24 protein-coding genes are annotated in these 26,588 nt (G+C 68.9%); 9 read left to right on the top strand and 15 right to left on the bottom strand.

Features of this window, described 5'->3' with window-relative positions; translation table 11 throughout:
- Positions 1–43 precede the first annotated feature (43 nt).
- On the bottom strand, positions 44–964 hold the full coding sequence (locus FFI87_RS21190) for a phosphatidylinositol-specific phospholipase C (RefSeq protein ID WP_186381754.1): 921 nt from the start codon (positions 962–964) through the stop codon (positions 44–46).
- Positions 965–970: 6 nt separating this feature from the next.
- Between FFI87_RS21190 and FFI87_RS21185 the strand changes: the two genes are divergently transcribed.
- Complete coding sequence (locus FFI87_RS21185; protein WP_138849180.1) at positions 971–1,993, top strand: LacI family DNA-binding transcriptional regulator; 1,023 nt, start codon at positions 971–973, stop codon at positions 1,991–1,993.
- A 9-nt stretch (positions 1,994–2,002) separates the two neighbouring features.
- Here the strand turns inward: FFI87_RS21185 and FFI87_RS21180 are convergent, their stop codons facing one another.
- The 9 genes from FFI87_RS21180 to FFI87_RS21140 all read right to left on the bottom strand — a co-directional run bounded on the left by FFI87_RS21180 (position 2,003) and on the right by FFI87_RS21140 (position 12,843).
- A complete protein-coding gene (locus tag FFI87_RS21180) occupies positions 2,003–2,863 on the bottom strand; it encodes a carbohydrate ABC transporter permease (RefSeq protein ID WP_138849182.1) in 861 nt (286 codons plus the stop codon).
- The gene (locus FFI87_RS21175; RefSeq protein ID WP_138849184.1) at positions 2,860–3,729 is read right to left on the bottom strand and encodes a carbohydrate ABC transporter permease; all 870 of its coding nucleotides are present in this window, start codon (positions 3,727–3,729) and stop codon (positions 2,860–2,862) included. Before FFI87_RS21175 ends, FFI87_RS21180 begins: the two co-directional genes overlap by 4 nt.
- A 34-nt stretch (positions 3,730–3,763) precedes the next feature.
- Positions 3,764–5,002, bottom strand: coding sequence for an ABC transporter substrate-binding protein (locus FFI87_RS21170; RefSeq protein WP_138849186.1), 1,239 nt, complete (start codon positions 5,000–5,002; stop codon positions 3,764–3,766).
- A 186-nt stretch (positions 5,003–5,188) separates the two neighbouring features.
- Entirely contained in the window at positions 5,189–6,397 is a 1,209-nt protein-coding gene (locus FFI87_RS21165; protein WP_138849188.1) for a porin, read from the bottom strand.
- Positions 6,398–6,568: 171 nt separating this feature from the next.
- Positions 6,569–7,507, bottom strand: coding sequence for a helix-turn-helix domain-containing protein (locus FFI87_RS21160; protein WP_138849190.1), 939 nt, complete (start codon positions 7,505–7,507; stop codon positions 6,569–6,571).
- A gap of 60 nt (positions 7,508–7,567) precedes the next feature.
- Complete coding sequence (locus FFI87_RS21155) at positions 7,568–8,158, bottom strand: DUF3156 family protein (protein ID WP_138849192.1); 591 nt, start codon at positions 8,156–8,158, stop codon at positions 7,568–7,570.
- Positions 8,155–9,657 (bottom strand): APC family permease, encoded by a 1,503-nt coding sequence (locus FFI87_RS21150; RefSeq protein WP_012366434.1) that lies wholly within the window; start codon positions 9,655–9,657, stop codon positions 8,155–8,157. The genes FFI87_RS21155 and FFI87_RS21150 overlap by 4 nt, the downstream gene beginning before the upstream one ends.
- 270 nt (positions 9,658–9,927) lie before the next feature.
- Positions 9,928–11,268, bottom strand: a complete 1,341-nt coding sequence (locus FFI87_RS21145) for an aspartate aminotransferase family protein (protein ID WP_012366435.1) — start codon at positions 11,266–11,268, stop codon at positions 9,928–9,930.
- Positions 11,269–11,340: 72 nt separating this feature from the next.
- On the bottom strand, positions 11,341–12,843 hold the full coding sequence (locus tag FFI87_RS21140; protein WP_138849194.1) for an aldehyde dehydrogenase family protein: 1,503 nt from the start codon (positions 12,841–12,843) through the stop codon (positions 11,341–11,343).
- A gap of 348 nt (positions 12,844–13,191) precedes the next feature.
- On the opposite strand from FFI87_RS21140, the gene FFI87_RS21130 reads away from it, so the two are divergent.
- Positions 13,192–14,451, top strand: coding sequence for an IS256 family transposase (locus tag FFI87_RS21130; protein ID WP_138848321.1), 1,260 nt, complete (start codon positions 13,192–13,194; stop codon positions 14,449–14,451).
- Positions 14,452–14,494: 43 nt separating this feature from the next.
- On the opposite strand, the gene FFI87_RS21125 is transcribed toward FFI87_RS21130, so the two are convergent.
- Both FFI87_RS21125 and FFI87_RS21120 read right to left on the bottom strand, forming a co-directional pair.
- Positions 14,495–15,226, bottom strand: a complete 732-nt coding sequence (locus FFI87_RS21125) for a helix-turn-helix transcriptional regulator (RefSeq protein ID WP_138849198.1) — start codon at positions 15,224–15,226, stop codon at positions 14,495–14,497.
- 161 nt (positions 15,227–15,387) lie between these two features.
- On the bottom strand, positions 15,388–16,263 hold the full coding sequence (locus tag FFI87_RS21120) for a neutral zinc metallopeptidase (protein ID WP_138849200.1): 876 nt from the start codon (positions 16,261–16,263) through the stop codon (positions 15,388–15,390).
- 429 nt (positions 16,264–16,692) lie between these two features.
- Between FFI87_RS21120 and FFI87_RS21115 the strand changes: the two genes are divergently transcribed.
- From FFI87_RS21115 to FFI87_RS21095, 5 genes are all read left to right on the top strand, one after another.
- Positions 16,693–17,484: an SDR family NAD(P)-dependent oxidoreductase gene (locus tag FFI87_RS21115; RefSeq protein ID WP_138849202.1), complete on the top strand. Its 792-nt coding sequence runs from the start codon at positions 16,693–16,695 to the stop codon at positions 17,482–17,484.
- Positions 17,485–17,700: 216 nt separating this feature from the next.
- A complete protein-coding gene (locus tag FFI87_RS21110; protein ID WP_138849204.1) occupies positions 17,701–18,744 on the top strand; it encodes a LysR family transcriptional regulator in 1,044 nt (347 codons plus the stop codon).
- 99 nt (positions 18,745–18,843) lie between these two features.
- Complete coding sequence (locus FFI87_RS21105; protein WP_138849206.1) at positions 18,844–19,521, top strand: DUF4286 family protein; 678 nt, start codon at positions 18,844–18,846, stop codon at positions 19,519–19,521.
- 87 nt (positions 19,522–19,608) lie between these two features.
- A complete protein-coding gene (locus FFI87_RS21100; RefSeq protein WP_012366442.1) occupies positions 19,609–20,928 on the top strand; it encodes an MFS transporter in 1,320 nt (439 codons plus the stop codon).
- A gap of 58 nt (positions 20,929–20,986) precedes the next feature.
- On the top strand, positions 20,987–21,688 hold the full coding sequence (locus tag FFI87_RS21095; protein WP_138849208.1) for a DUF2848 domain-containing protein: 702 nt from the start codon (positions 20,987–20,989) through the stop codon (positions 21,686–21,688).
- A gap of 76 nt (positions 21,689–21,764) precedes the next feature.
- Here FFI87_RS21095 and FFI87_RS21090 read toward each other — a convergent pair whose 3' ends face one another.
- The gene (locus FFI87_RS21090) at positions 21,765–22,745 is read right to left on the bottom strand and encodes an NAD-dependent epimerase/dehydratase family protein (protein WP_138849210.1); all 981 of its coding nucleotides are present in this window, start codon (positions 22,743–22,745) and stop codon (positions 21,765–21,767) included.
- 99 nt (positions 22,746–22,844) lie between these two features.
- Here FFI87_RS21090 and FFI87_RS21085 point away from each other — a divergent pair, with 99 nt between their 5' ends.
- A complete protein-coding gene (locus FFI87_RS21085; protein WP_138849212.1) occupies positions 22,845–23,744 on the top strand; it encodes a LysR family transcriptional regulator in 900 nt (299 codons plus the stop codon).
- Positions 23,745–23,781: 37 nt separating this feature from the next.
- Here FFI87_RS21085 and FFI87_RS21080 read toward each other — a convergent pair whose 3' ends face one another.
- Positions 23,782–24,654, bottom strand: a complete 873-nt coding sequence (locus tag FFI87_RS21080; RefSeq protein ID WP_138849214.1) for a LysR family transcriptional regulator — start codon at positions 24,652–24,654, stop codon at positions 23,782–23,784.
- Positions 24,655–24,812: 158 nt separating this feature from the next.
- Between FFI87_RS21080 and FFI87_RS21075 the strand changes: the two genes are divergently transcribed.
- Entirely contained in the window at positions 24,813–26,273 is a 1,461-nt protein-coding gene (locus tag FFI87_RS21075; RefSeq protein WP_138849216.1) for an MFS transporter, read from the top strand.
- Between the two features lie 75 nt (positions 26,274–26,348).
- On the opposite strand, the gene FFI87_RS21070 is transcribed toward FFI87_RS21075, so the two are convergent.
- Positions 26,349–26,546: an oxidoreductase-like domain-containing protein gene (locus FFI87_RS21070; RefSeq protein ID WP_041490075.1), complete on the bottom strand. Its 198-nt coding sequence runs from the start codon at positions 26,544–26,546 to the stop codon at positions 26,349–26,351.
- Between the last annotated feature and the right edge of the window lie 42 nt (positions 26,547–26,588).

The raw sequence follows: 26,588 nt of genomic DNA, 5'->3' as shown, positions 1-26,588 counted from the left end.
CATCGACGCGCCCGCGATATCCCGCGCGCTGACCCGCGCGCACCTAACAACCGCTCAGCCTGCGACTACCACCCGGCTCGCGCACATGCTCATTGCATTCGACCAGCGCCCGCACCAACGCCCAGTCATCGTCGTCGCAAAAATCGAGCAGCACCGCGCCACACGGGCCACGCAGCTCGCGCAACCGCTCCGCGAGCCGAGCCTGAATCCCCTGCACCCTGCCATCGCCGCGCGCGACCACCGAAGGGTTCGCACCCATCCCCGTACCGCTGCAGAAATTGATCGCCCAGCGGCCGCTCTCCGGCGACGGCATGCCGGTCAGCAGCGCGTCGATCACGCGCCACTTGTAGTGGATCGACCCGGCGACGGGCACACGGTATTCATCCTGTATCACGAACGCCGCACCGGGATGATCGATCGTGAAGGTCGCGTTGTCGGGCCACGCGGTCAGGTCGATGCCGAGCGGTCGGCGGCTGCGAAACCGCCGCAACAACACTACCGCGCCGCGCACGTCGCCGAGCGCTGGCAGCGCGCCGCCCGCGTGCCAGCGCAGCCGCGAATGCCGCGCGCAATGCGCATCGAACGTCGCCTCGAAACCGCGCGTGCATGCGTGCGCGGGCCACTCGTCCTTTACCGACATCACGATGCATTCGCGCGGATGCGCATCGAGAAAGCGCGTGCAATCCGCGAGCACGTCGTCGAACGACATGCCGAGCGCGATCCCGCCGTGATGAATGTCGAACGTATCGCACCGATGCCGGCACCGGATGTCGAGCAGGCGCACGCCGTGCGCGAGCTGTGCGTCAAGCGGCGCGCGCTGGGTGCGCACGAGCGGATCGTCGACGGTATACGCACAGCTGTCATGGCTGCCCGGTAGGGTCAGCGTAGGCAGCGGCCGCGCGTCGTCGAGCGCCGACATCCAGTCGGCCAGCGGCGTGGGGGCTTCGAGTCGCGAAGGGATCATGAATCGATGACTGACAAGGAAAGAAAAACGTGGGTGACGGCGTCGGATGTCGCCGTGCGGGCCGGCGTGTCGCGCTCCGCGGTGTCGCGCGCGTTCTCGCCGACGGCAAGCATCGCGCCCGAAACGCGCGAACGCGTGATGGTGGCCGCGCGCGCGCTCGGCTACCAGGTCAACCTGATCGCGCGCGACATGATCACGCAGCGCAGCAGCATGATCGGCGTCGTGACGGCCGGGTTCGAGAATCCGTTCCGTGCGCGGCTGCTGTCGGACCTGATGGCCGCGCTCGGCCAGCGCGCGTTCACACCGCTCGTGACCAACGCCGACGACCCGCATCAGGTCCGGCAATCGCTCGAACGTTTGCTCAGCTACCGGATCGCGGGCCTCGTGATGACGTCCGCATCGCCGCCGCTGTCGGTCGCGCGGCAGTATCTCGACCACCGGATTCCCGTCGTGATGATCAATCGCGAAGCGAACCTGCCGGGCGCGGATGTCGTCGTCAGCGACAACGCGGCGGGGGCCGCCCACGCCGCGCAACGGCTCGTGCGGGCCGGCGCGCGTCGGCTCGCGTTCATCGGGCCGTGTACCGCGAGCTACAGCGCGCGCTCGCGCGCGGATGCGTTCGAGCAGGGGTTGCAACGCGGTGACGCATTCGATGCGGCGCTCGTCCGCGTGATCGATACGCGCTCCGACACGCATGCTTGCGGCATCGATGCCGCGCGGCAACTGTTCGCATCTGGCGAGCGCCCGGACGGCGTGTTCTGCTCGTCCGACCTGCTCGCGCTCGGCGTGATCGACGCCGCACGCGACGCATTCGGCCTGCGCGTGCCCGACGATCTGCGCGTGATCGGCTTCGACGACATCCCCGCCGCCGCATACGACGCCTATCGGCTCACGACATTGCGCCAGTATACGCAAGGCCTCGCGCACGCGGCCGTCGACCTGCTCGCCGACCGGATCCGGACGTTCGACGGTGCGTCGCGCACGCGCGTCGTCCCGGTTACGCACGTGGTCCGGCATAGCTGCGCGTAACGCGTCGGGTCACTTCAGTCCGCCCGCGAAGCCGCGCAGCAAATAGCGCTGCACGTAGCCGGCCACGGCGAGCGTCGGCAGCGACGCCAGCAGCCCCGCGCTCATCAGGTCGCCCCAGTCGATGCCGTTCTCCGTCACGTAGCCGGCAATCGCGAGCGGCAGCGTGAAGCGGCTCGGCGTCGATACGAACAGCAGCGCGATCAGGAACTCGTTCCACGCGGCGATGAACACGAAGATCGCGGTCGCGATCAGCCCCGGCGCGCACAGCGGCAGCACGATCTGCACGAGCCGCCGCGTGAGCCCCGCGCCGTCGATGCACGCGGCTTCCTCGTATTCGACCGGCACGTCGCGCACGAACGCGAGCAGCATCCAGATCGCCATCGGCAGCGCATAGATCTGGTAAGCGAGCATCAGGCCGAGCGTCGAATCGAGCAGGTGCAGCCGCTTCGCGAGCGCGAACAGCGGAACCGCGATCGTGATCGGCGGCATCAGCTTCAACGCGAGTACCAGCACCAGGAACAGCAGGTCGAGCCGTGCCGGAAACCGCAGCCGCACGAGTGCATACGCAGCCGGAAAAGCGAGCGCCAGCGCGAGCAGCGTCGTGCCGAATCCGACCAGCAGCGAATTGAAGAGCGGCGCGCCAATGCCGTTGGACCACACCGACGCGAAATGCTCGAAGGTCGGCGCGGCCGGCCAGATCCGCAACGGATGATCGAGGCGCTCGAGTGTCGGCATGAAGGCCGCGCCGGCCATCCACAGGCACGGTAACAGCAACAGCGCGAGCGCGGCGACACGCAGCGCCCACGGCACCGCGCGATCGAATGCGGCGCCCGTTCGCGTGCGTGAGATGCCCGAGGGTTGCGCCGTCATGCGCGCCGCTTGCGAACCGTCTGCCATACGTACCCCGAAACCAGCAGCGAGGACGCCGCGAGCATCAGCACCGACGCGGCACTCGCCGGTCCGACGTTGAAGAAGCGGAAGCCCGTGTCGTAGATATAGGTCGACAGCGTCTGCGTCGCATTGCCGGGGCCGCCGCCCGTCAGCGCATAGACCTTGTCGAACAGCTTGAACGTGTCGATCGAGCGCAGCAGCAGCGCGAGACCGATCTGCGGCGCCGCAAGCGGCAGCGTGATGTCGCGCAGGCACTGCCATTCGCTCGCGCCGTCGGTGCGCGCGGCTTCGTACAGTTCCTGCGGGATCGATTGCAGCCCGGCAAGCACGATCAGGAACGCCATCGGCGTCCACTGCCACACGTCGACGAGCACGAGCGACCACAGCGCGAGATGCGGATCGGACAGCCAGCGCACGCCTTCGATGCCGAACGCGGCGAGCAGCGCGTTCAGGAAGCCGTCGAAGTTGAGCCAGTTGCGCCAGATCGCCGAGCACACGAGCGTGGACAGCATCATCGGCAGGATCGCGAGCGGCAGCGCGATGCGCCGCCCCGGAAACGCGCGCACGAACAGCAGCGCGAGACCGAAGCCGAGCACGACTTCGGCGAGCGAGGCCACGATCGTGAAGCGCAGCGTGTTGCCGAAGCCGGCTGTGAACGCATCGTCACCGAGCACCGCGCGATAGTTCGCGAGCCCGGCGAACGTGCGCCGGCCGGCCGCATAGTCGACCTGGCAGAACGAGTCGACCAGCACCTGCGCGACCGGGTACAGCGCGAGCGCGGCCAGCACCAGCAGCGCCGGGCCGAGCAGCGCGACGAACGGCAGGCTGCGACCGAGGGCTTTCATGCGCGGATTCCGGGCGATGCGTGACGGCGGGCCGTCACTTGCCGGCCGCGGCCATCGCCTGAGCGATCTTCTGCTGCGCCTGACGCAGCGCGGCGTCGGGTGCAGCCTGGCCGGTCAGCGCGAGCTGCAGCTGGTCGCCGAGAATGCTCTCGACCTGCTGCCAGTCCTTCACGCGCGGCCGCGCACGACCGGCTTCGAGCGCCTTCAGCTGATCGGGATACCAACGGTACTGGCGCACCAGCGCAGGATCGGCGAACACGCTGCGGCGCGTCGGCGGAATGCCGATCCCGGCGAGGCGCGTCTGCGTGTCGCGCGAACTCAGGTAGATCAGGAAATCCTGCGCGAGCTTCGCGTGCGGCGCATCCTTCGGAATGCCCATCTGCCAGATGCCGAGCATCGGTGCGGGGCCTGCCGTCTGCCCGGGCGGCGGCTGCAGCGCGATCTGCCCGACCACGCGCGACTGCTTCGGATCGTCGAGCGCCGGAATCCACGCCGGCCACACTTCGATCGACTGCGCGGCGGTGCCGCGCTGCAGCGCGTCGCGCACTTCGGCGGCGCCGTACACGTCGACGTCCTTCGGCGCGGACGGCTTCAGCGCGAGGAAGGTCTTCAGCGCGGCCTGCGACTCGCGCGAATCGATCGTCACGTTGCCGGCACGGTCGAACACGTCGCCGCCGTAGGCCCACAGGATCGGCAGGAAACCCGTCACGACCGGGTTGCCCTTCGTGCCGCGAAACACGACGCCCGACACGCTCTTGTCCGCACCGCCGACGGTCTGCGCGATCTTCAGCACGTCGTCCCAGTTGCGCGGCGGCTGCAGCTTGTACTTCGCGAGCAGATCCTTCCGGTAAGCGAACATCTCGACGTTGCCGACGATCGGCAGCGCGTACAGTGCGCCCGCCGCGTTGCGGCCGAGCGCGACCGCGGACGGCACGAGATCGGCATCGGCGAGCGACGCGGGCAGCGGCTTCAGCCAGCCGTTGCCGATGAATTCGGGCGCCCACGTGTCGTCCATCATCACGAGGTCGTACGTGCCGGTGCCTTCGCGCATCGACAGCTTCAGCTTCTGGTACAGGTTCGCGTTCGGCAGCTTGAGCAGTTCGATGTCGGTACCCGGATGCAGTTTGGTGAAGCCGGCGACGGCGTCGGCCAGCCCCTTGCCGTAGATGTCGTCGCGGCCCGCGATGACGAGATCCGCCGCGAAGGCGTGCGAGGCGGCAAAGGACAGCGCAACGACGGCGGACAGCGCGCGCAGGCGGCTCAACAGGGTCATGAGGTCTCTCTCGATCGGCGTGGTGGCGGGTCGGCGTCGCGTTGCACACGTGTGCAACGCGGGCGACGCTTCGGGCGGCCTGAAGCGAACGCCATTGTTCACGTCGATCGTTAAGAATTTGTGGCACACGGCGGAAGGGGCCGCCGGCACAGCCGGCCGCCCCCGCCCGGGCCGGCGCGCGCGCCGTCAGAAGTTCACGCGGATCCCGGCCATCACCGCGAGCTGGCGGCTCGAATTGCTGTTCGCGAGCACCGGGATCTGCGCGTAGTTCGCCGCGTTTCCGTTCGCGTCGGTGCCGAGCCCCGCGCCGCTCGCGATCTGGCCGATCGCGACCGCGTACAGCGCGGTGCGCTTCGACAGGCTGTAGTTCGTGCCGACGTTCACCTGATGGAAGCGCGTCGTGCCGCGCCCGTCGGTGTGCGCGGCGTTGAAGATGTACGCGACGCCTCCTTGCAGCGCCGGCGTAAACATGTACGTGACGTTCAGCTCGCCAATGTCGAACGTGAACGCCTGCGTGCGCGGCTGTGCGGCAGTCGAGAAATAGCGGCTGTCGCCGAGGCGCGTGTGCGTGTACGTGAGTGCGACCGTCGCCGCGCCGAACGTCACCGAGCCGCCCGCGCCGAACGCGCGCATCGAGCCGGCGTCCTGCAGCAGGCAATACATCGCGCCCGGATTGCTGCACGCGAAATCGCCGATATAGCCGCTCGCGCCGCCGAGCGCCGCATCGAGCGGCTGGTGCAGGTCGAGATAGCCGACGGAGAACGCGATCGGCGCGCGGGTATAGGTCGCCGCGACCGCATAGCCGCGCTTCGCGGAAAAGTCGCCGGCCTGCCCGCCGAAGCTGAACGTGCCGCCGACCGTCAGGCCGTGGAAGTCCGCGCTGGTGAACTTCACCGCGTTGTTGAAGTTGAACGCGGCATTCAGGTTGTCGACGTCGCCGAGATGCGAGCCGTACGGCGTCGCCCAGTTGTTGCTCGAGACATACGCGCCGAGCATGTCCGTGTACGAGTCGTATTGCCGGCCGAGGCCGAGCGTGCCGATTCCATCCTCGCGCAGCCCGACCCACGCCTGCCGGCTGAACGCGGTGCCGCCCTGCAGCGCCTGCCCGTTCGCGGACAGGAACTGCTGCTCGAGCGAAAACACCGCATCGAGCCCGCCGCCGAGCGGTTCGGCACCCTGGAAGCCGAAGCGGGACGGCACCAGGTTGCCGCCGCCCATCTGCCACGCATGGCCGCCGCCCGTGCTGCCGTCGGCGCGCGTGAACTGCTGGTTTGTCGAATAGATGATGCCGGTGTCCACGGTGCCGTACAGCGTCACGCTGCCGGAAGTCTGCGCGTGTGCGTGCATGCAACCCAGCGTGGCCGCGGCCACGGCCAGTCGTCGTGCGATCTTCATGTCCCGCCCCTCTGTTGTCATCGATTCGCAGTGCAGATCGATGGAGTTGTCGATATGGGTGACAGGACTCTATCCAGCGAAAATTCGGAACCTCTATCCCAAATCAGCAAACGGTGAAGCGATCGGGTAACACACGAGGGCGCGCGGCGTCACCGTCACGGCACGAAGAAGTCATTCGGGACGCAAGGTCTGCGACGGCAGCTCGCCGAACAGGTCGCGATACTCTCGCGCGAAATAGCCCAGATGCGTGAAGCCCCAGCTCGCGGCGGCCTCGCCCACGCCGAGCTGGTGCGCGCCAGTGGTGCGCAGCAGGCGCCGCACCGCGTTCAGCCGGATCGTGCGCAGATAGCCGACGGGCGTGACGTCGGCGACGCGCTGGAAGCTCGTCTGCAGCGTACGGCGGCTGCAGCGCAGCGCGCGGCACAGTTCGAGCACGGTCGCGGGTTCCTCGGGCCGGTCGCGCAGATGCTTCTCGCAACGGCTGACGATATCGCTGTAGGTAGCGTGCGTGATGTCGCGGCGCTCGACGCCGATGCCTTGGTCGAGCGCATCGAGGAACATGCCGAGCATCGCGTCGCGGAACATCTTGCGGGTGGCCGCGTATTCGAGGCAGCCGGGATTGCGCTGCGCGTCGTCGATCAGCGACGACAGCCGCGCGCCGAGCGCGACGCCCTGCTCGTCAGACAGCCGCGTGACGTGCCGCAGCTTGCGCGCGCCGGCCGCGCCGAACTCGGCTTCGCATAGCTCGTCGATCATGTCCGATGCGGCGCTGATCCCGACCAGCCCCATCCCTTCCGGCGTATGGAATTCGAAATCCTCGCCGGCGCGCAGCGCGAGCAGCGCATAGCCGTCGACCGGCTGGCCCTGGAACGTGCCCGCGAGCGGCACCGACAACGGCACCGCGAGCGACGTGCGCCGGGCCGGCGCGAGGCCGGTTTGCGCGACTCGCCGGTTGGTCGTCTCGCGGAAGAAATGGAAGTCGTCGTACAGCACCTGCGTGACGGTGCCCCTGAACCGGCCCGGCGTCATCTGGCGATAGACCTGATGCCAACCGGCGATCGCGAGCCCGTGGTCATGCACGTCCTCGTGTGAGCGTGACTGGAACAGCATCGGCGTCTCCGGTAAAACCCTGAATCCACGTTGCGGCCGCGCGGCTCGCAACGCCACAGCTTACCCCCGCAAAATTCCGCGCAGTGCGGTTTCGAAGGCAAGACAGGCCGCCGACAGCGCGGCGGCCTGCTCGCCGGTCAGGCGCACATAGCGGCGAAACGACGGCATCCGGTTCACGGTCTCGCTGCCGCCGAACGGCACGACGGCCAGCGTCCAGCGCCCGTCGTGCGCGGCGATCGTGCAGTCAGTCAGGTGCAGCGGGCGCAGCGCGTCGGCCAGCGATGGCTGCGCGACGAGTGCGGCCACGGTGCGCGCAAACCCGGGGTCGCATCCCCGCTCGGCTTCGGCCGCGACGCCGGTGCGTCGCAGCCAGCCGGTCTGCAGCACGCGTGCGCGGCCGTCCCCGGCCGGACCGGGCACGGTGACCGTCACCTGCACGCTGACCGTATGCATCAGGAACTGACGCTCGACGCGCTCGTCGACGCGCACGCGCACGCCGTTCGGCAGCCGGGCCATCGTGTCGGCCGCAGCGCCGGTCGCATCGCACACCGCCCCGAGATCGGCCAGCACGCGCGCCGCGATCCCGCCGGCCCGGTGGCCGGGCGGCGGAGTGTCGGGCGCCGCGCGCCACCGGTTAAAGGCGAGCTTCACGACGCGACGTGCTCGCGGCGCAGCACTTCCTCGACCGGCACCGGCTTGAACGGATGCCGGCGCTGCACGACGACCGTCCAGAACAGCGCATACAGCGCGGTGAGCCCGAGCATCGCGCCGAACGGCACGTAGATGTCGCGCGCGTTCATGCCGGGCGGCGTGATGTACCAGATCGCGAGCACGATGCCGACGCTCGACACGATCTGCGGCAGCGGGAACAGCGGCGAACGGTACGGGCGCGGCAGGTCGGGACGGCGAATGCGCAGCATCACGACCGACGCGGTGACGAGCAGGTACGCGGTACCCCATGCGCAGGTCGCGGCGAGCACGAGGTGCAGGATGCTGTCGAGGTTGCCGTGGATCAGCCACGCGTGGGCGATCGGCACGATCGCCGCCGCGACGATGCCGACCACCGGCGTCTTGAAGCGCGGATGCAGATACGCGAAGCAGCGCGGCAGCGCGCCGTCGATCGCCATCCCGTACAGGATGCGCGGCAGCCCGGCCATCAGCGTGTTGATCGTCGCGGCGCCCGCGCACAGGAACGCGATGCCGAACCACACGCGGCCGAACGGCCCAAGCACCTGCAGCGCGAACGCGGGAATCGCGCCCGGCGTGTCGAGCAGGTGCGTCAGGCCGTCGGGGCTGACCGGCACGTTCGCGACCTGGCGGCGGATCGCCGCGCCATACAGGAACATGCAGATCGCGACGCCGACGAGGCCGAGCGCCATCGCACGCGGAATCGTGCGGCCCGGCGCCTTCATTTCCGGCGCGAGCGGCGTGACGAACTCGCAGCCGACGAACATGAACATCGCCATCCCGACCAGCGACAGCACGGCCGGCACCGACGTGCCGACTGCCGAGCCGCCGAACCAGCCGTCGAGATGCACGGCGGGCGCCGCGGCGAGGCCGAGAATCCCGAAGATCATCAGCGACAGCCACATGCCGGCCGTCAGCACGATCTCGAGCTTGCTGAACACCTTGATGCCGATGATGTTGGTGATCGCGAACGTGACCACCAGGCCGACGCCGACGAGCCACGAGCTGTTGTGCTTCTCGAGCGCGGCGTTCAGCGACTCGAAGTTCACGAGCGCCATGATGCCGCTCAGGATCGTCTCCGCCGTGCCGGCGAACACGTGGACGAGGAAATACGCGGAAATCGTGCCGGTGATCGCCCAGAAGCGGCCGAGCCCGCACGACAGGTAATCGTAAACCGAGCCGGCCGTCGGCAGCATCGCGGCGGCTTCGGAGAACGTCGTCGCCTGCGCCTGCATCATCACGAATGCGATGATCATCGCGACCGCGAACGCCCAGCCGCCCATCCCGAAGCCCGAGGTCGCGGTGAGGATCACCGGGCTCGCCATGATGAGGCCGACGGCGCTCGCCAGCGCGGTCGGAAAACCGACCGCACCCGCCGTCAACACCGTGCCGCCGCCCGCTTCAGCCGGCGCACCGGCGGGCGTTTCGCCCGCGGCGCCCGTCACTCCAGACCATCCCGACATCGTCGTCTCCTTCCTGTTTCGGACGGCGCCGCCACTGCGGCGCCCGTTCCGTGCTTCGCGGCCGGCCCGGGGCAGCGCGTCAGCGCTTCGACCCCGGACCACTGTCGATCAAACTCGATCCGATGTCGAAAAAATACGCAGGCAAAATAATTCGGTCATAGCGCAAATCGGCAAAACGGCGGTGGGGAGCGGGTTATCCCGCCCTCCACCGCCGGTTCGTCGTCACGCGCTCACGCGCTCACGCGGTTACGACATCACGCCCTTACGCCCTCACGCGAACGGCACGGCCTCGAAGCCCGCCGCGAGCGCGTCGACGATCCGGTCGAGCGGCTCGCGCTGGATTACGAGCGGCGGCGACAGGATGATCTTCGTGCCGACCGGACGCACCAGCACGCCGTGCTCGCGCGCCACTTCGGCGACCGCGTTCGCATAGCCGGACAGCGGGTCGATCGGCTCGCGGGTCTGCTTGTCCGCGACGAGATCGAGCGCGAGCATCAGCCCCTTGCCGCGCACCTCGCCCACCGCCGCGAAGCGTTCCGGAAACGACCGCAGCGCTTCGAGCAGATACGCGCCCTGCTTCGCCGCGTTCGCCGGCAGGTCCTCCTTCACGACGATGTCGAGGCTCGCGATCGCGGCCGCGCACGCAACCGGGTGCCCGGCGTACGTGTAGCCGTGCATGATCGCGCCGCCGAAGTCCGCGTTCGCGGAGAATGCGTCCTCGATCCGCGCGTTCACGGCCGTCGCGCCGAGCGGCACGTAACCGGACGAGATCCCCTTCGCGAGACACATGATGTCAGGACGCACGCCCCAGCCGCGGCTGCCGAACATGCTGCCGCTGCGGCCGAAGCCCGTCACGACTTCGTCGGCGATCAGCAGCACACCGTAGCGGTCGCACACCTCGCGCACGAGCGGCCAGTAGTTGGCCGGCGGCACGATCACGCCGCCCGCGCCCTGCACCGGTTCGGCGATGAACGCGGCAACCGTGTCGGGGCTCTGGAACTGGATCTCGCGCTCCAGCATTTCCGCGCAGATCCGGCCGAGTTCCTCCGGATCCTGCGTGAACGGGTTGCGGTACAGCCACGGCGTCTCGACGTGGAAGCAGCCGGGCAGGTTCGGCTCGTAGTTGCGGCGGAACACCGTATTGCCGTTCACCGACGCGCCGCCGAAGTGCGTGCCGTGATAACCCTGCTTCAGCGAGATGAACTTCGTGCGGTCGGCCTGGCCGCGCACCTTCCAGTACTGGCGCGCGATCTTCAGCGCGGTCTCGATCGAGTCGGAGCCGCCCGAGCTGTACAGCACGCGGCGCATCCCTTCGGGTTCGAGCATGTCGATCAGCTTCTTCGACAGCTCTTCCGCGCGCGGATGCGAGATGCCGTCGAACAGCTGGAAATATTCAAGTTCGTCGAGCTGACGCACGATCGCGTCCTTCACTTCCTGGCGGTTGTGCCCGACATTCACGTTCCACAGGCCCGCGACGCCGTCGACGAGTTGCCGGCCGGTTTCGTCGAACACGTAGCAGCCGTCGCCGCGCACGATGCGGATCGGCTTGCGCTGTTTCATTTCGTTCGGGTGCAGCATCGGGTGCCAGAACTTCGCTTCGTTGTAGCTCATTGCAATCTCCACTTTCGGATCGGTTGAACCTCGATCGCCCGGGTTCGAGGTTGTCGGCGTCGGCGCCGCGCGTCAGTGCGCGATGCAGACGGATTTGGTTTCGGTGAAGCCTTCGATCGCGTACTGGCCGAACTCGCGGCCGATGCCCGACTGCTTGTAGCCGCCGAACGGCATCGACGGATCGAGCGGAATGTGACAGTTCACCCACACGGTACCGGCCTCGATCTGCGGTACGAGGTTCATCACGCGCTTCAGGTCGTTGCTCCAGATGCTCGCGGCGAGGCCGTACGGCGACGCGTTCGCGAGCCGCACCGCGTCGGCCGCGTCGTCGAACGGCACGACGACGATCACCGGGCCGAACACCTCGTCGCGCACGATCGCGCTGTCCGGATGCGGATCGGCGATCACGGCCGGCTTCACGTAGTAGCCGGGCAGATCGTCGGCCGGCGTGCCGCCCGCGAGGAACGTGAGGCCCGCGCGGCGCGCGCCTTCGATGTGCGCGACGACCTTGTCGCGATGGTGCGCGGAGACGAGCGGGTTGATCTGCGCGGTCGTGTCGAGGCCCGCGCCGAGCTTCATCGACTGCGCGACGCCGGCGAGGCCGTCCGCGAGCTGCGCGAACTTGCTGCGGTGCACGTAGATGCGCGACGCGGCCGCGCACACCTGCCCCTGGTTGAAGAACGCGCCGGCGGCGACGCCGTCGAGCGCCTGCGCGACGTCGACGTCGTCGAGCATCACGATCGGATTCTTGCCGCCGAGTTCGAGCGAGAAGCGCGTCATGTTCTGCACGGCCGCCGCGCCGACCAGCTTGCCGGTCGCGGTCGAGCCGGTGAACGAGATTTTCGCGATCGACGGGTGGCTCGACAGCGCGGCGCCGCATGTGCGGCCGCCGGTGACGACGTTGAACGCGCCGGGCGGCACACCGGCCTCGCGGGCGAGTTCGGCGAGGCGCAGCGCGGTGAGCGGCGTTTCCGGCGACGGCTTCAGCACGATCGTGCAGCCGGCCGCGAGCGCTGGAATCAGCTTCCACACCGCGATCATCAGCGGGAAATTCCACGGCACGATCGCGGCGACCACGCCGACGGGCTCCTTGCGCGTATAGGCCGTATAGCGCGCGCCGGGCGGGAACGGGATCGACACGTCGAGCGTCTGGCCGGTGATCTTGGTCGCCCAGCCGGCCATGTAGCGCACGTATTCGACGCTCGCGCCGACCTCGATCGCGCGCGACACGTGGATCGACTTGCCCTGGTTCAGCGTTTCGAGCTGCGCGAGCGTCTCGGCGTCGGCTTCGATCAGGTCGGCGAGCCTCAGCAGGATGCGCTCGCGCTCAGCCGGGCGCAGCCCGCTCCATACGCGGGTGTCGAACGCGTGTTTCGCGCTCGCGACCGCGCGATCGACGTCGTGCGCGTCGGCATCCGCGACCGTCGCGAGCCGCTCGCCGGTGGCCGGGTCGTACACGTCGAGCCGCGCGGCCGAGTGCGCGGGCTGCATCGCGCCGTCGATGAAAAGGCCGAAGTCGCGTGCGACAAAGGTGCGCACGGTGTCGCTGACGGCGACGAAGTTCGTGGTGCTCATGGGCGTCTTCTCGATGTTTATCGTGGCTGGGCCGCGTGCGCGGGCACGCGGGCGTCGAACCACTGTATCGACGGGGGATCGCGCCCGGTGAGCGCAAATTGGCAGCGCGTGGGGGATCGACACGCGGGGGACTCGGGAACGTGGAAGCGCTGCGTGCGAATGGCGCGCTATCGTCGGATGAATGGCGCGGCGTGAAGGCGTGAAGGCGTGAAGGCGTGAAGGCGGAAGGCGGAAGGCGGAAGGCGGAAGGTGGAAGGCGGAGGCGGAGGCGGAGGCGGAGGCGCAAAATTACGAGCCTATCCGAACCTTTGTGTGTGAGGCATAAACTGATGGCCAAGGAGCCACTTTATGCCACGCAAACGCAAGGAAGAAGTGACGATTGAGCCGGGCAAGGGCTTGAACCTGGACCCGGAACTGATCAAGCAACTGGTGCCCGGGACGTTGGACCGCGCAACGATCAACGAGCAGCTCGCTGCGCTCAAGAAGGCGATCTTCGAGCGCGCGCTGGGTGGCGAGTTGACGCACCACCTTGGCTACGAGAAGGGTGAAGCCAAACCGGGCGGCCGCACGAACCATCGCAACGGCACCAGCCGCAAGCGCATCGCGACCGATGACGACCTGCTCGACGTCGAGATTCCGCGCGACCGCGAAGGCACCTTCGACCCGGTGCTGATCGCCAAGGGCGAACGGCGTTTCACCGGCTTCGACGACAAGATCATCGCGATGTACGCACGCGGCATGAGCGTGCGGGAGATTCAGGGCTTCTTGCTGGAGATGTACGGCATTGAGGTGTCGCCGGACTTCATCAGCACCGTCACCGACGCGGTGATCGACGAAGTGCGTGAGTGGCAACAGCGGCCGCTCGAGCCGATGTACCCGGTGGTGTTCTTCGACGCCTTGCGCGTCAAGATCCGCGACGAAGGCGTGGTCCGCAACAAGGCGATCTACTTGGCGCTGGGCGTGCGCCGCGACGGCACACGTGACGTGCTGGGCCTCTGGATCGAGCAGACCGAGGGGGCCAAGTTCTGGCTGCGGGTGGTGAACGACCTGAAGCTGCGTGGCGTGCAGGACATCCTGATTGCCGTGGTCGACGGCCTGAAGGGCTTTCCGGAAGCAATCAACACGGTGTTCCCGGAAACGACGGTCCAGACCTGCATCGTGCATCTGATCCGGAACTCGCTGGACTTCGCCAGTTGGAAAGACCGGAAATCCGTCGCGGCGGCGCTCAAGGAAGTCTATCGGGCACCGTCGGCCGAAGCGGCCGCCGTGGCGCTGGATGCGTTCGATACGAGCCCGTGGGGTACGAAATACCCACCGATTGCCGCCCTCTGGCGACGAGCCTGGGATCAGGTGATTCCGTTCTATGCCTTCGCGCCCGATATCCGGAAAATTGTATATACGACCAACGCCATCGAGTCGCTGCACATGCAGCTTCGAAAGATCATCAAGGCGCGCGGCCACTTCCCGTCGGACGAGGCCGCGCTCAAACTGATCTGGCTAGCGCTGCGCAACGTCGTAGCCAAGTGGACCGGTTCCCGGCACGATTGGAAGAGCGCGATGACCCAGTTTGCGCTGCTTTACCCGGAACGATTCAACATTGGAGTCTGAAACTCAATCCGCCTCACACACGAAATTCCGGATACCTCCAAAATTACAGGAACAACGCGCCGACCAGCTCCGTGCGGTTCGACACGCCGAGCTTCCGGTACATGCGCATCAAGTGCGTCTTGATGGTCGGCTGCCCGAGCGCGAGATCGCGTGCGATCTCCTTGTTCGAGCGACCGTCGCGCACGAGGCGTGCGATCTGCTCCTCGCGGTAGGTCAACCGCTCCTCGCAGTCGATCCGGCAGATCCCGCGCCGCGCACGCAGCAGCGGCACCAGCGCCGCTTCGGCGACCGGCTGCACCCGCGCCAGCGCGTCGACCTCGCCCGGCGCGAACCGGCCCGCCGTGCTGGTGCCTTCCGCATCGCCTTTCCCGAAGCGCAGCAGCGAAAACGCGCCGACCGTGCGGCCCGCGTCGTCGCGCAGCCAGATCTCGACGACATCGGCGACTTCGTGCCGCCGCAGGAAACGAGTCCAGTATGCGGACGCGGCGCGTCTTTCGTCAGGCAATTGGGAAGCGAGTGTAACGACCGCGCGCACGCCCGCAGCACAGCGCGACGGATGCAGCGGATCGAGCATCCGGTAACGCGCGAGGTACGTGCGATGCATCGACTCCGGCATCCCGAACAACTCGAAATCGGCCGGCTCGCCGTTCAGGTCGAGCCGGTAGAACACGATCGCGGACGGGCTCGCGAATGCATCGAACGCCGCGACGCACGCGCGCAGCGCGCGCTGCCAGTCGGCGGCTTCGTGGTCGGCGGAAACGGATGGGGTCGGCATGATGGAAGCGGCCGGCGGCCGAACGCGTCGAAGTTCGGGCCAGCCTACCGGCGCCGAAAAGCGCCGGTGAGCACAAATCGGCAAATCGTCCCGGTTCGGCTGGTTCAGCCGATTCGACCGGGGGACGATGCGCTCGCGCGACGGGGGGCGCGCGCCGACTTTCAGTGCGCGTTCGCGGCAAACGTGTCGCAGGCGCTCACTTCACCGGCTTCCATCCCGCGCCGCAGCCAGTACATGCGCTGTTCGCTCGTGCCGTGCGTGAAGCTTTCCGGCACGACGTAGCCCTGGCCTTGCTGCTGCAGCCGATCGTCGCCGATCGCGGCCGCCGCCTTCAGCCCCTCCTCGAAATCGCCGGGTTCCATCAGCCGCTGGTTCGCGCGCTCCGCGTTGTTCGCCCATACGCCGGCGAAGCAGTCGGCCTGCAGTTCCATCCGCACCGACAGCGCGTTCGAGCGCGCCTGGCTCGAACGGCGGCGCGCGGCATCGACCTTGTCGGAAATGCCGATCAGGTTCTGCACGTGATGGCCGACTTCATGCGCGATCACGTAGGCCTGCGCGAAATCGCCGCCCGCGCCGAACCGCTTGCGCAATTCGTCATAGAAACCGAGATCGATATACACCTTGTGGTCGGCCGGACAGTAGAACGGCCCCATCGCGGTCTGGCCGGTGCCGCATGCGGTCGGCGTCGAGTTCGTGAACATCACGAGCTTCGGCGCCTCGTACTGCGCATGCAACTGGGTGTTGAACACGCCCGTCCACGTGCGCTCGATGTTGCCGAGCACCTTGCGCGTGAACACCGCGCCGGGATCGTTCGCCGGCGCGCCCTGGTGCTGCGTGGGTGCGGGCTGCGCCTGCTGCTGGCGGCCCTGCAGCGCCGACGCGCCTTCGAGCACGACGCGCGGGTCGATCCCGAAGAAATACGATGCGGCCAGCGCCACCACGATCGTGCCGATGCCGATCGTCGCGCGCCCGCCGAACCCGCCGCCACCGCGTCGATCCTCGACGTTCGCGCTTTCTGTTTCGTCGTCCAGCCTCATTGCCGGCTCCTCCCTGCTCTTGTCGACGGTCCGGCCGCGATGCGCAACCGGGCGATCCGCCGCCGCACCACGCACGATCGGCGGACGCGCTGGATTCGTATCTGGCGCACGCTCACGCCGGTTGCCCCCGGCCGTTCCGCTTGCACGACGGAATCGGCCAGCGCGGCGCGCCGGTGCGCGGGCTCGCCCGCGCTACGCCCGTACTATTTTGCCGGGCTTTTGCGACTTATCGCAAAAATACGGAGGATAGAGCGATTCGGCGCCGACGATCGTCAGCCTTTGCAAAATGGCCGGGATCCTGCGGCTGGCCCGGTGTGCCGCGCGCAACCGTCGGCCGTGCGGCCGGTGCAGGTTCATCCTTTCGGCGGATACCGGCGTGCGTCGACGCCGCCTAAAGTGACCGGAAACGACATCCTTCCGGAGAATGACATGACGCACCCGCAACCCCGAACGATCGCGATCACCGGCGCAGGCACCGGCATCGGCGCCGCGTGCGCGCGCCGCTTCGCCGCCCGCGGCGAGCGCGTCGTGTTGATCGGACGACGCCGGCCACCGCTCGACGCGCTCGCCGCCGAGACGGGCGGCCTCGCCCTCGCCGGCGACGCCGCGAGCACGGCCGAGTGGGCCCGCCTCCTGCCGGAGATCGCCGGACGGTTCGGCCCGGTCGACGCGCTCGTCGCGTGCGCGGGCGGCCACGGCATCGGCCGCGCGGATGAAACCGACGACGCGCAATGGCGCGACGCGATGCACGCGAATCTCGACACCGCATTCGTCAGCGCACGCGCGTGCCTGCCCGACCTGATCGCGCAGCGCGGCAGCATCGTGCTGGTCGCATCGATCGCCGCGCTCGCGGCTGGGCCGGGCGTGTGCGGCTATACGGTCGGCAAGCATGCGCTGCTCGGGCTCGCGCGTTCGCTCGCACGCGACTACGGGCCGCACGGCGTGCGTGCAAACGCGGTGTGCCCGGGCTGGGTCCGCACGCCGATGGCCGATGCGGAAATGGCGCCGCTGATGTCCGCGTATGGCGACACGCTCGACGGCGCGTATGCCCGTGTGAGCGCCGACGTGCCGCTGCGGCGCGCGGCCGATCCGGACGAAATCGCGGCCGTGTGCGCATTCCTCGCATCGCCCGACGCGTCGTTCGTGACGGGCGCGACGCTCGTCGCCGACGGCGGCGCGATGGTCGTCGATGTGCCGACGCTCGCGTTCGACAAGCTTTGACTTCGAGGGGCAAAGCGTCCGCACGATGCGTTCCCGAATGCGAGCGCGACGTGCCCGTGCCGCATACGTCGTTTGGCACGGCCTCGCCCGCGCCCGGCCCCGCGCACGCCCCGCGTACGCCCCGCGCACGCCCCGCTCGTTTCCCGCCCCGGAAATCCGCTAACATCGACCGATCCCGCCGCCTTCGTGCGGCACCGCCTCACCGTTCGGAATTCGATGAACATCCGGTTTCTTGAAACCTTCGTCTGGCTCGCGAAGCTGGAGAACTTCCGGCTCACGGCCGAGAAACTGCACACGACGCAGGCGGCCGTGTCGAGCCGCATCGCGTCGCTCGAAGAGGCGTTCGACGTGCGGCTGTTCGACCGCAACACGCGCTCGGCCACGCTCACGCCCGCGGGCCGGCGCATGCTCGCGTACGCGGAGCGGATCGTGCGGCTCGACGGCGAGATGCGGCGCGACATCGACGCGGCGAGCGACGCGGGCCTGATCCGGATCGGCGTGATCGAGTCGATCGTGCACAGCTGGTTTCCGGCGCTGATGGCGCAATTGCGCGAGCGCTATCCGCGCCTCGACGTCGAGATCACGAGCGACACGACGCTGCACCTGATCCGCCTGCTCAGCACCGACGGCGTCGACCTGATCCTGCAGACCGACCCGGTGCCCGGCCCCGACTTCACGAACCTGCCGCTGTGCGAATTCCCGGTGCGCTGGGCGGCGAGCCCGCGTCTCGGGCTCGGCGGCGAACGGCTCGACGTCGCGCGGCTTGCCGCGTATCCGATCATCAGCTTCTCGCGCCACTCGGGGCCGCACGCGACGATCGAGCGGCTGTTCGCCGCCGTCGAGCGGCCGGCCAGCATCAACTGCATCACGTCGGTCGCCGCGATGATCCGGCTCGTCGCCGACGGTTTCGGCGTGGCCGCGCTGCCGCCCGCGATCATCGGGCGCGAACTGCAGGAAGGCGCGCTCGAACTGCTCGACGTGGAACCCGAATTCCCCGCGCTGCCACTCGTCGCGTCGCATCGCACGCAGGGCCTGCCGGTCGCCGCGCGCATCGCGGAGTTGGCGAGCGAAGTCGCGCGCGCGATGCCGGCCGCAGCGAGTCAGCCGAAGGCGGTCGCATCGGCAAAGGCCGCAGCCGATTCCATCGCCAAGGCCGCTACCCGGCCGGCGACAAAGACCGGAACCGCGGCGGCAAAACGCACGCCGAAATCCGCGCAGCCCGCCGCCGCCGCGGCGAAACGCCGTCCGCGCCGCTCATAAGAAAACCTGTTCACCGCGAATTTGTTTTCTTGTTGGACGGGCGCGGCCCGTCTTCGGGACACTGCGGTTCCTGACACACCCCGTCACGAGGAACCCGCAATGACCCGCCTTTCCCTTCCGCACGGCCAGCTCTGCGTCTGGACGGATATCGACCCCGCGCACGAAGCCGATTTCAACGCGTGGTACGACCGCGAGCACATGCAGGAGCGTGTCGCGATTCCCGGCTTCACGCATGCGCGGCGGTTTCGCGCGACCGACGGCGGCCCGCGCAAGTATCTCGCGCTGTACGTGACGGACACGCTCGACGTGTTCCGGAGCGACGTTTATCGGCGCGCGTTCACGCAGCAGACCGCATGGTCGCTCGCGAACTTCGAGCGCATGACAGGCACGCAGCGGCGGGTCGGCGACCTGACGATCGAGGCCGGCGATGGCGAAGGCATGCATCTCGCGCTGTTCGTGCTGCCGCCCGAACGCATCGACGTGCCGCACCTGCGCGAGCGCTTCGACGCGGCGCTGCGCGAACCCGGCATCCATGCGGCACGGCTGTTCCGCACCGCGCCGAACCTGTCCGCGCCGATCGGCGCCGATGCGGCCGCGCGTCCGGCCGCCGACGCGCTCGTCCTGATCGAAGGCAGCGACGCCACAGCCACGCGCCGGGTCGCCGCCGCCATCGCAGGTCACGACGACGTGCGCACCTTCGACCTGATGTGGCGCGCCGCCGCGCCGCTGCCGGTGGCAAACACGGAAACGCAGCCGGCCGCCGCCCTGCCGGCCTGAACGCCGGCTCCGTCACCGGCCGCGGCGTCCGTCATCCGCACGCGGCCGGCGCATCGGCCCCGCGCGTCCCCACTCATCCTTCACGACATGCCCGACACCATGAGCACTCTCGCCCAGCCCGCCGCCCACGCGCCCCGCCGTGTCCGCAACAGCCGACTCGCGTCCGCGAGCATGATCGGCACGTCGCTCGAGTGGTACGACTTCACGATCTACAACACGCTCGCCGCGCTCGTCTTCAACCATCTGTTCTTTCCGTCGGTCGATCCGCTGGCCGGCACGATCCTCGCGTTCTCGACCTATGCGGTCGGCTACGTGTCGCGCCCGCTCGGCGGATTCGTGTTCGGCAACCTCGGCGACCGCATCGGCCGCCGCGCGGTGCTGATGCTCACGCTCGTGCTGATGGGGGTCACGACCGCGCTGATGGGCGCGCTGCCGACCTATGCGCAGGCGGGCATCCTGAGCCCGATCCTGCTCGTCGCGCTGCGCTTCGTGCAGGGCGTCGCGCTCGGCGGCGAATGGGCCGGCGCGGTGCTGCTGTCGGTCGAGCATGGCGACCAGAAGCGACGTGGGCTGTCCGCGTCTTGGACGCAGATGGGCCCGTCGTTCGGCACGCTGCTCGGCACCGGCTGCATCGCGCTCGTGACGCTGTCCACCACGTCCGACACCTTCCTGTCGTGGGGGTGGCGCGTGCCGTTCGCGGCCAGCGCGCTGCTCGTCGTGTTCGGTTTCTGGCTGCGCCGCGGCGTCGACGAAACGCCGCAATTCGAGCAGCTCGCCGAGTCGCACGCGACCGCCGAAGTGCCCGTCGCCGAAGTGCTGAAATGCCATTGGCGGCGCCTGCTGATCGCCGGCGGCTCGCGCATCGGCTCCGACGTGCTGTATGCGTTGATCGTCGTGTTCACGCTGACCTACGTGACGACCGTGCTGCACCTGTCGCGCCCCGTCGCGCTGACGGCAGTGATGGTCGGCACGGCCTGCAACGCGCTCGCGGTGCCGTTCTTCGGCGCGCTGTCGGACCGCTTCGGACGCCGTCCGGTGTACCTCGCCGGCGCGATCGCCGGCATCGTGTGGGCGTTCGTGTTCTTCACGATGCTCGACACCGCGCGGCCGGGCGCGATCGTCGCGGCCGTCGCGATCGGCCTCGTGATCCATGCGGTGATGTACGGCCCGCAAGGCGCGTTCGTCACCGAGCAGTTCCCGACGCGCGTCCGTTATGCGGGCTCGTCACTGGCGTACACGCTCGCCGGCATCGTCGGCGGCGGCTTCGCGCCGCTCGTGATTGCGACGCTGTTCCGCCAGACGGGCACGACCACGGCCGTGTCGCTGTACGTGACCGCGGCGCTCGTCGTGACCTCGATCGCGCTGCTCGCCGCGCGCGAGACCGCCCACCGTCCGCTCGCGGACTGAACGTCCCGCCCGACCGCCTCATTCGCTTCATTCATTCGCACTTCAAACGGATACCCGCATGCAAGCCCTGTCGTTCAACGTGATGTCCCTGCAAGGTGTGTCGGCACAGGTCGACGTCGAGATCGAACGCGTCGTGATCGCCGGCTGGGCAGGCCGCGATCCGGAAGCGATCCGCGCGCACATCGACGAACTCGCGGCGCTCGGCGTCGCGCCACCGTCGACCACGCCGTGTTTCTATCGCGTAACGTCCGCGCTGCTCACGCAGGCGCCGTCGATCGGCGTGCTCGGTGCGCGCTCGGGCGGCGAGATCGAGTGCGTGCTGATCGACAGCCCGGCCGGCACGCTGGTGACGGTCGGTTCCGATCATACGGATCGGGAAGTCGAGGCTTACGGCGTCGCGGTGTCGAAACAGGTATGCGCGAAGCCGCTCGGCCGCGATGCGTGGCGCCATGCGGACATCGCCGATCACTGGGACGCGATCGAAATGCGTTCGTGGCTGGTCGTGCCCGGCGGCAAACGCGTCGCGTATCAGCATGGCGCGCTCAGCACGCTGCTCGCGCCGGAGGTGCTGTGGCAGCGCTTCGACGACCGGCGCACGATGCCTGCACGCAGCGCGATGTTTGGTGGCACCGTCGCCGTGCACGGCACGATCGCGGCGATGGGCGACGGTGACGCGTTCGAGATGGAACTGCACGATCCGGTGCTCGGACGCAGCCTGCGGCACCGGTATGCGGTCGAGGCGTTGCCGGTCGTGGCGTGACGAAGGGTGGCGAGTGCGCCGGCAATGAAAGGCATCAACCGCATGCGGGCCTGCCACTCGCCGTCGCCGCCCACCGTCATCGCAAGCACCCGAGCCCCGTCAGCGCCGCCTCCACCGCCGTATCGAGCGGCGTCACCGGCTCGCGGCCGAGGACCGCCGTCACCCGCGCGTTGTCCATCCGGAGCGGCTCGCGCCACAGATAACGCATCTCGATCATCTCGCGCATCGTCGTGACGAACGGCGCGGCCGCCCACACGAGCCACCACGGGAAACGCCGCACCGTCGGCCGCATCCCGTGCCGCTGCGCGACGCGGCGCACGGCCTGCGCCATCTGCGTGCCGTCCGCGTCCCAGTGACCGCCGAGATGAAAGCGCGCGAACGGCTCCAGCGTGTCGCGCCGCTCGATCAACTCGACCATCGTGCGCGCGACGTCCGGCACGTACGCCCATTGATGGCCGACGCCCGGCCGGCCCGGCACGCTGATGGCCGCAACCGGCCGCCCCGCCTTGACGAGTCCCTGCCCGAACCAGTTGTTGCCCGCGTGCGCGCCGAAGAAATCGCCGGCCCGCACGATGATCGTGCGGACGCCCTGCGCGGTCGCCGCCTGCAACCGCCGCTCCAGCTCGACGCGGATCGCGCCCTTGCGCGTCGTCGGATGCTGCGGGGCCTCTTCGCGCAATACCGGAAACGCGTCGGGACCGTAGTTGTAGAGAGTCCCCGGCAGCACGACGGTCGCCTGCGCCGCTGTCGCCGCCGCGATCGTGTTGTCGATCATCGGCAGCACCTGCCCGCTCCAGTTCCGGTAGCCGGGCGGGTTCACCGCATGCACGATCACGCTGCAGCCGCGCGCCGCGCGGACCACCGTCTCGCGGTCGAGCGCATCGCCGCGCATCCATGCGATCCCGTCGCGCTCCACCGTCGCGACGTCGAGCCCGCGCTTGAGCGCGCGCACCTGCCAGCCGGCATCGCGCAACTGACACGCGACCTCGCCGCCGATGCCTCCGCTCGCGCCGAGCACGAGTGCCTGTCGTTGCGTCACGCCTGCGTTCGCCGTCATTGCCGTTCTCCGTGTATGAACCGTTGACAGCACGCATTCTGGCGCTCGGCCACCTAATATGGAATTGCCGAACCCGATGGATCGGCTATACATTTATGCATGACCATCGATCTGAACTGGGAACGCTACCGCACCTTCCTCGCCGTGCTGACGGAAGGCTCGCTGTCGGGCGCGGCGCGCGCGCTCGGCATCACGCAGCCGACGGCCGGCCGCCACGTCGCGGCGCTCGAGGCCGCATTCGGCCAGACGCTGTTCACGCGCTCGCCATCGGGGCTGCTGCCGACCGACGCGGCGCTCGCGCTGCGCGGCCATGCCGAGGCGCTGCGCAGCGCGGCGGCCGCGTTCGAGCGGGCAGCGGCGAGCCACGGCGCGGGCGTGCGCGGCACCGTGCGGATCTCGGCCAGCGACGTGATCGCGGTCGAGGTGCTGCCGCCGATGCTCGCGCAATTGCGGCGCGACCATCCGGGCCTCGTGATCGAGCTGGTGCCGACCGACCGCATCCAGGACGTACTGAACCGGGAGGCCGACATCGCGGTGCGGATGGCACCGCCCGCGCAGGACGCGCTCGTCGCGCGGCGCGTCGGCGAGATCGACATCGGGCTGTTTGCACGCGACGACTACCTGGCGCGCAACGGCACACCATCGACCACCGGCGAACTCGCCCATCACGCGCTGATCGGTTTCGATACGGTCACGCCGTTCATCCGCTCGGCCGGGCGCGGGATGCCGTCGTGGAAGCGCGATGCGTTCGCGCTGCGCACCGACAGCAATCTCGCGCAACTCGCGATGATTCGCGCGGGCTACGGGATCGGTTTCTGCCAGAACGGGCTCGCGAAACGCGATGCGCGGCTCGTGCGCGTGCTGCCGGACGGGCCCACGATGAAACTGGAAACCTGGGTGGTCATGCACGAGGATCTGCGCACGAGCCCGCGTTGCCGGGCCGTGTTCGATGCGCTGGCGAACGGGCTGCGCGCGTATGCCGACGGGACGGCCGACTAGGCCGCTCAAACCCGCCGCGCACGGCCCGCTTCACGCTTCACATCAGCAACTGCCGCGACAGCACCTCGCGCGCCTGCGTGACCGTCTCGCGCTCGCCCGGCATCGGCGGCGTCAGCGAGAACACCGCGTCGGGGAGCGCCGGCAGCCGGTATTTCCCGCCGAGCCGCACGAGGCCCTCGCCGATCGCCGACGCGCACAGGCAGCCGACACCGAGCCCCGCCGCGAGCATCGACTGCAATCCCGCGACGCCCGACGCGCTGTGCACGAGCACGTACGGCGCGTGCTGCTCGTCGAGCGAGCGCACCGCGATCTGATGCATCATGCAGTCGTCCGGCAGCAGCACTAACGGCAACGGCTCGGGCAACTGTTCGGCGAGCGCCGGCGACGTGACCCACGACAGCGGCTCGCGCCGCAGCACCCAACGCGTATCGGCCGACGCGGGCCGGAACGGGCCGCTCGACAGGTTCATCACGACGCCGAGATCGATCTGCCCGCGCGCATGGGCGGCTTCGATCTCCGCGCTCTTCATCGCGCTCACGTGCAGGCTCAGTTGCGGGTAGCACTCGCGCAGCCGCGCGAGCAGGCCCGCGACTTCATGCGTGCGGTAGTAGTCGGTGATCGCGACGCGCAACTCGCCCTTGATCGCCTGCCCGCGCAGTTCGTCGAACGCGGCCTCGTTCAGCGCGACGATGCGCCGTGCATGCTGCAGCAGGCGCGCGCCGGCTGGCGTCGGCTCGACGCCGCGCTTGCTGCGCACGAACAGCGGCACGCCGGCGCGCGATTCGAGTTTGCGCACCTGCTCGCTGACCGTCGACTGCGACAGGTGCAGCCGCGGCGCGGCCGCCGTCAGGCTGCCGGCGTCCGCCACCGCCGCGAATGTGCGTAACTGATCCAGATCGAAACCGCGCATCGCCCTCTCCATCCATCGGATAACGCGATGGATACTACCACCAATTCCCGCTTTTCCGAACCATTGGCGGTGGCCAGAATATCGGTTCACCGGCGCGTCTGAACACCCGTTTCGACCGGATTCAGCATGCGGCCCTCATTCTTTTCGGACTTGCGTTCATGACCGATAACACCCTCGCCCCTTGCACCCCGGCCGGGGCGGCCGCAGCGGCATCGCCGCGCAACCATCACGGCTGGGCGCTCGTGGTCCTGCTGATCGGCGCCATTCTGCCGCCGCTCGACTACTTCATCGTGAACCTCGCGCTGCCGGCCATCCGCGACGGCATCGGTGCGCGCCCGGCCGAGCTGCAGCTCGTCGTGTCGGCCTACGCGTGCGCGAACGCGGTCGTGCAGATCACCGGCGGGCGGCTGGGCGACCTGTACGGCCGCAAGCGGATGTTCATGGTCGGGATGGCCGGCTTCGTCGTCGCATCGGCGCTGTGCGGGCTCGCCGGCAGCGGCGCGGTGCTGGTCGGCGGCCGCGTGCTGCAGGGCCTGTTCGCCGCGATTCTCGCGCCGCAGGTGCTCGCGACGATCCGCAGCGTGTTCAGCCCGCAGGAGCAGGTGCGCGTGATGGGCTTCTACGGTTTCGTGTTCGGCCTCGCGGCCGTGATCGGCCAGCTCGGCGGCGGCGCACTGATCAGCCTGCATCCGTTCGGGCTCGGCTGGCGCGCGATCTTCCTGGTGAATGTGCCGATAGGCGTCCTCGCGCTGCTCGGCAGCTGGCGCTTTATCCCCGAGAGCCGGCCGCCGCGCGGCCAGCGCATCGACGTGCCCGGCACGGTACTGCTGTCGCTGTTCCTGCTGATGCTCGTCTATCCGCTCACGCACGGGCGCGAGGCGGGCTGGCCGCTGTGGATGGTCGCGTGCATCGTTGGCGCGCTGCCGATGCTCGGCGCGCTGCTCGCGGTCGAAGTGCGCCGGCTCGCCGGCGGCCGCGATGCGCTGCTCGACGTGCGCCTGCTGCGCAACCCGGTCGTCGCGCTCGGGCTCACGCTCGCGTTCCTGTTCTACATGCTGAGCGCGTTCTTCCTGAGCTACGGAATCTATCTGCAGGGCTGCCTGAACTGGTCGCCGCTCGCGTCGGGGCTCGCGATCCTGCCGCTCGGCATCGGCTTTCTCGCCAGCCCGTTGCTGATGCCGCGCCTCGTCGCCCGGTTCGGCGGCTATCGCGTGCTCACGCTCGGCTTCGCGCTGCTCGCGGCCGGCGTCGCGACCACCGCCGCGCTGGCCGGCGAACATGCGCCCGGCGCGGGCTTCTATGCGGGCATCGCGGCGATCGGCGTCGGCCAAGGGCTCGTGCTGCCGTCGGTCGTGCGGATCGTGCTCGCGGAAGTCGACCCGGCGCGCGCCGGGGTCGCCTCTGGCATGGTCACCGCGATGCTGCAGATCGGCGCGGCCGTCGGTGCGGCGACGCTCGGCGGGTTGTTCCTCGCGCGGCTCGGCGCGCAGCCGGGGGCGCTCGACTACGTGCAGGGATTCAGGACGGCGATGTGGGCGCTGACGGTCGTGCTGCTCGTGTGCGTCGCGCTGTCGGCCGCGCTGGGGCCGATGCATCGGCGGGCGCAGGCCGGCGCGTGACGGCGGCGGGCGCGTCGCACATCGCCAGCGGCGACACCGAATCGGTGCATGCGCGACCGTTCGCCGGCGGCGGGCTTACTCGTGATGCTTGAGCGGCGCGTGGCGCGCTTCCCATTCGGCCAGTTCGACGCGATAGCGCGCCAGCGCTTCGTCGTACAGGTCGAAAACGCACGGCGAGCAGCCGCTGTTGCAGCAGTCTTCCAGTTCAGGTTGTTCGGGCGGGGTGGGACGCGGATCGTCGTCCGGCGTATCCGCGGAGGCAGGCTTGGTCACGTCTTCATTCGATCACATGATGCTGAACGAACAGTATACGGT

It is taken from the genome of Burkholderia sp. KBS0801, from assembly GCF_005937855.2.
Classification (GTDB): Bacteria; Pseudomonadota; Gammaproteobacteria; order Burkholderiales; family Burkholderiaceae; genus Burkholderia; species Burkholderia ambifaria.
The sequence above is the reverse complement of the archived record's forward strand: the minus strand, read 5'-3'. Positions and strand labels throughout refer to the sequence as shown.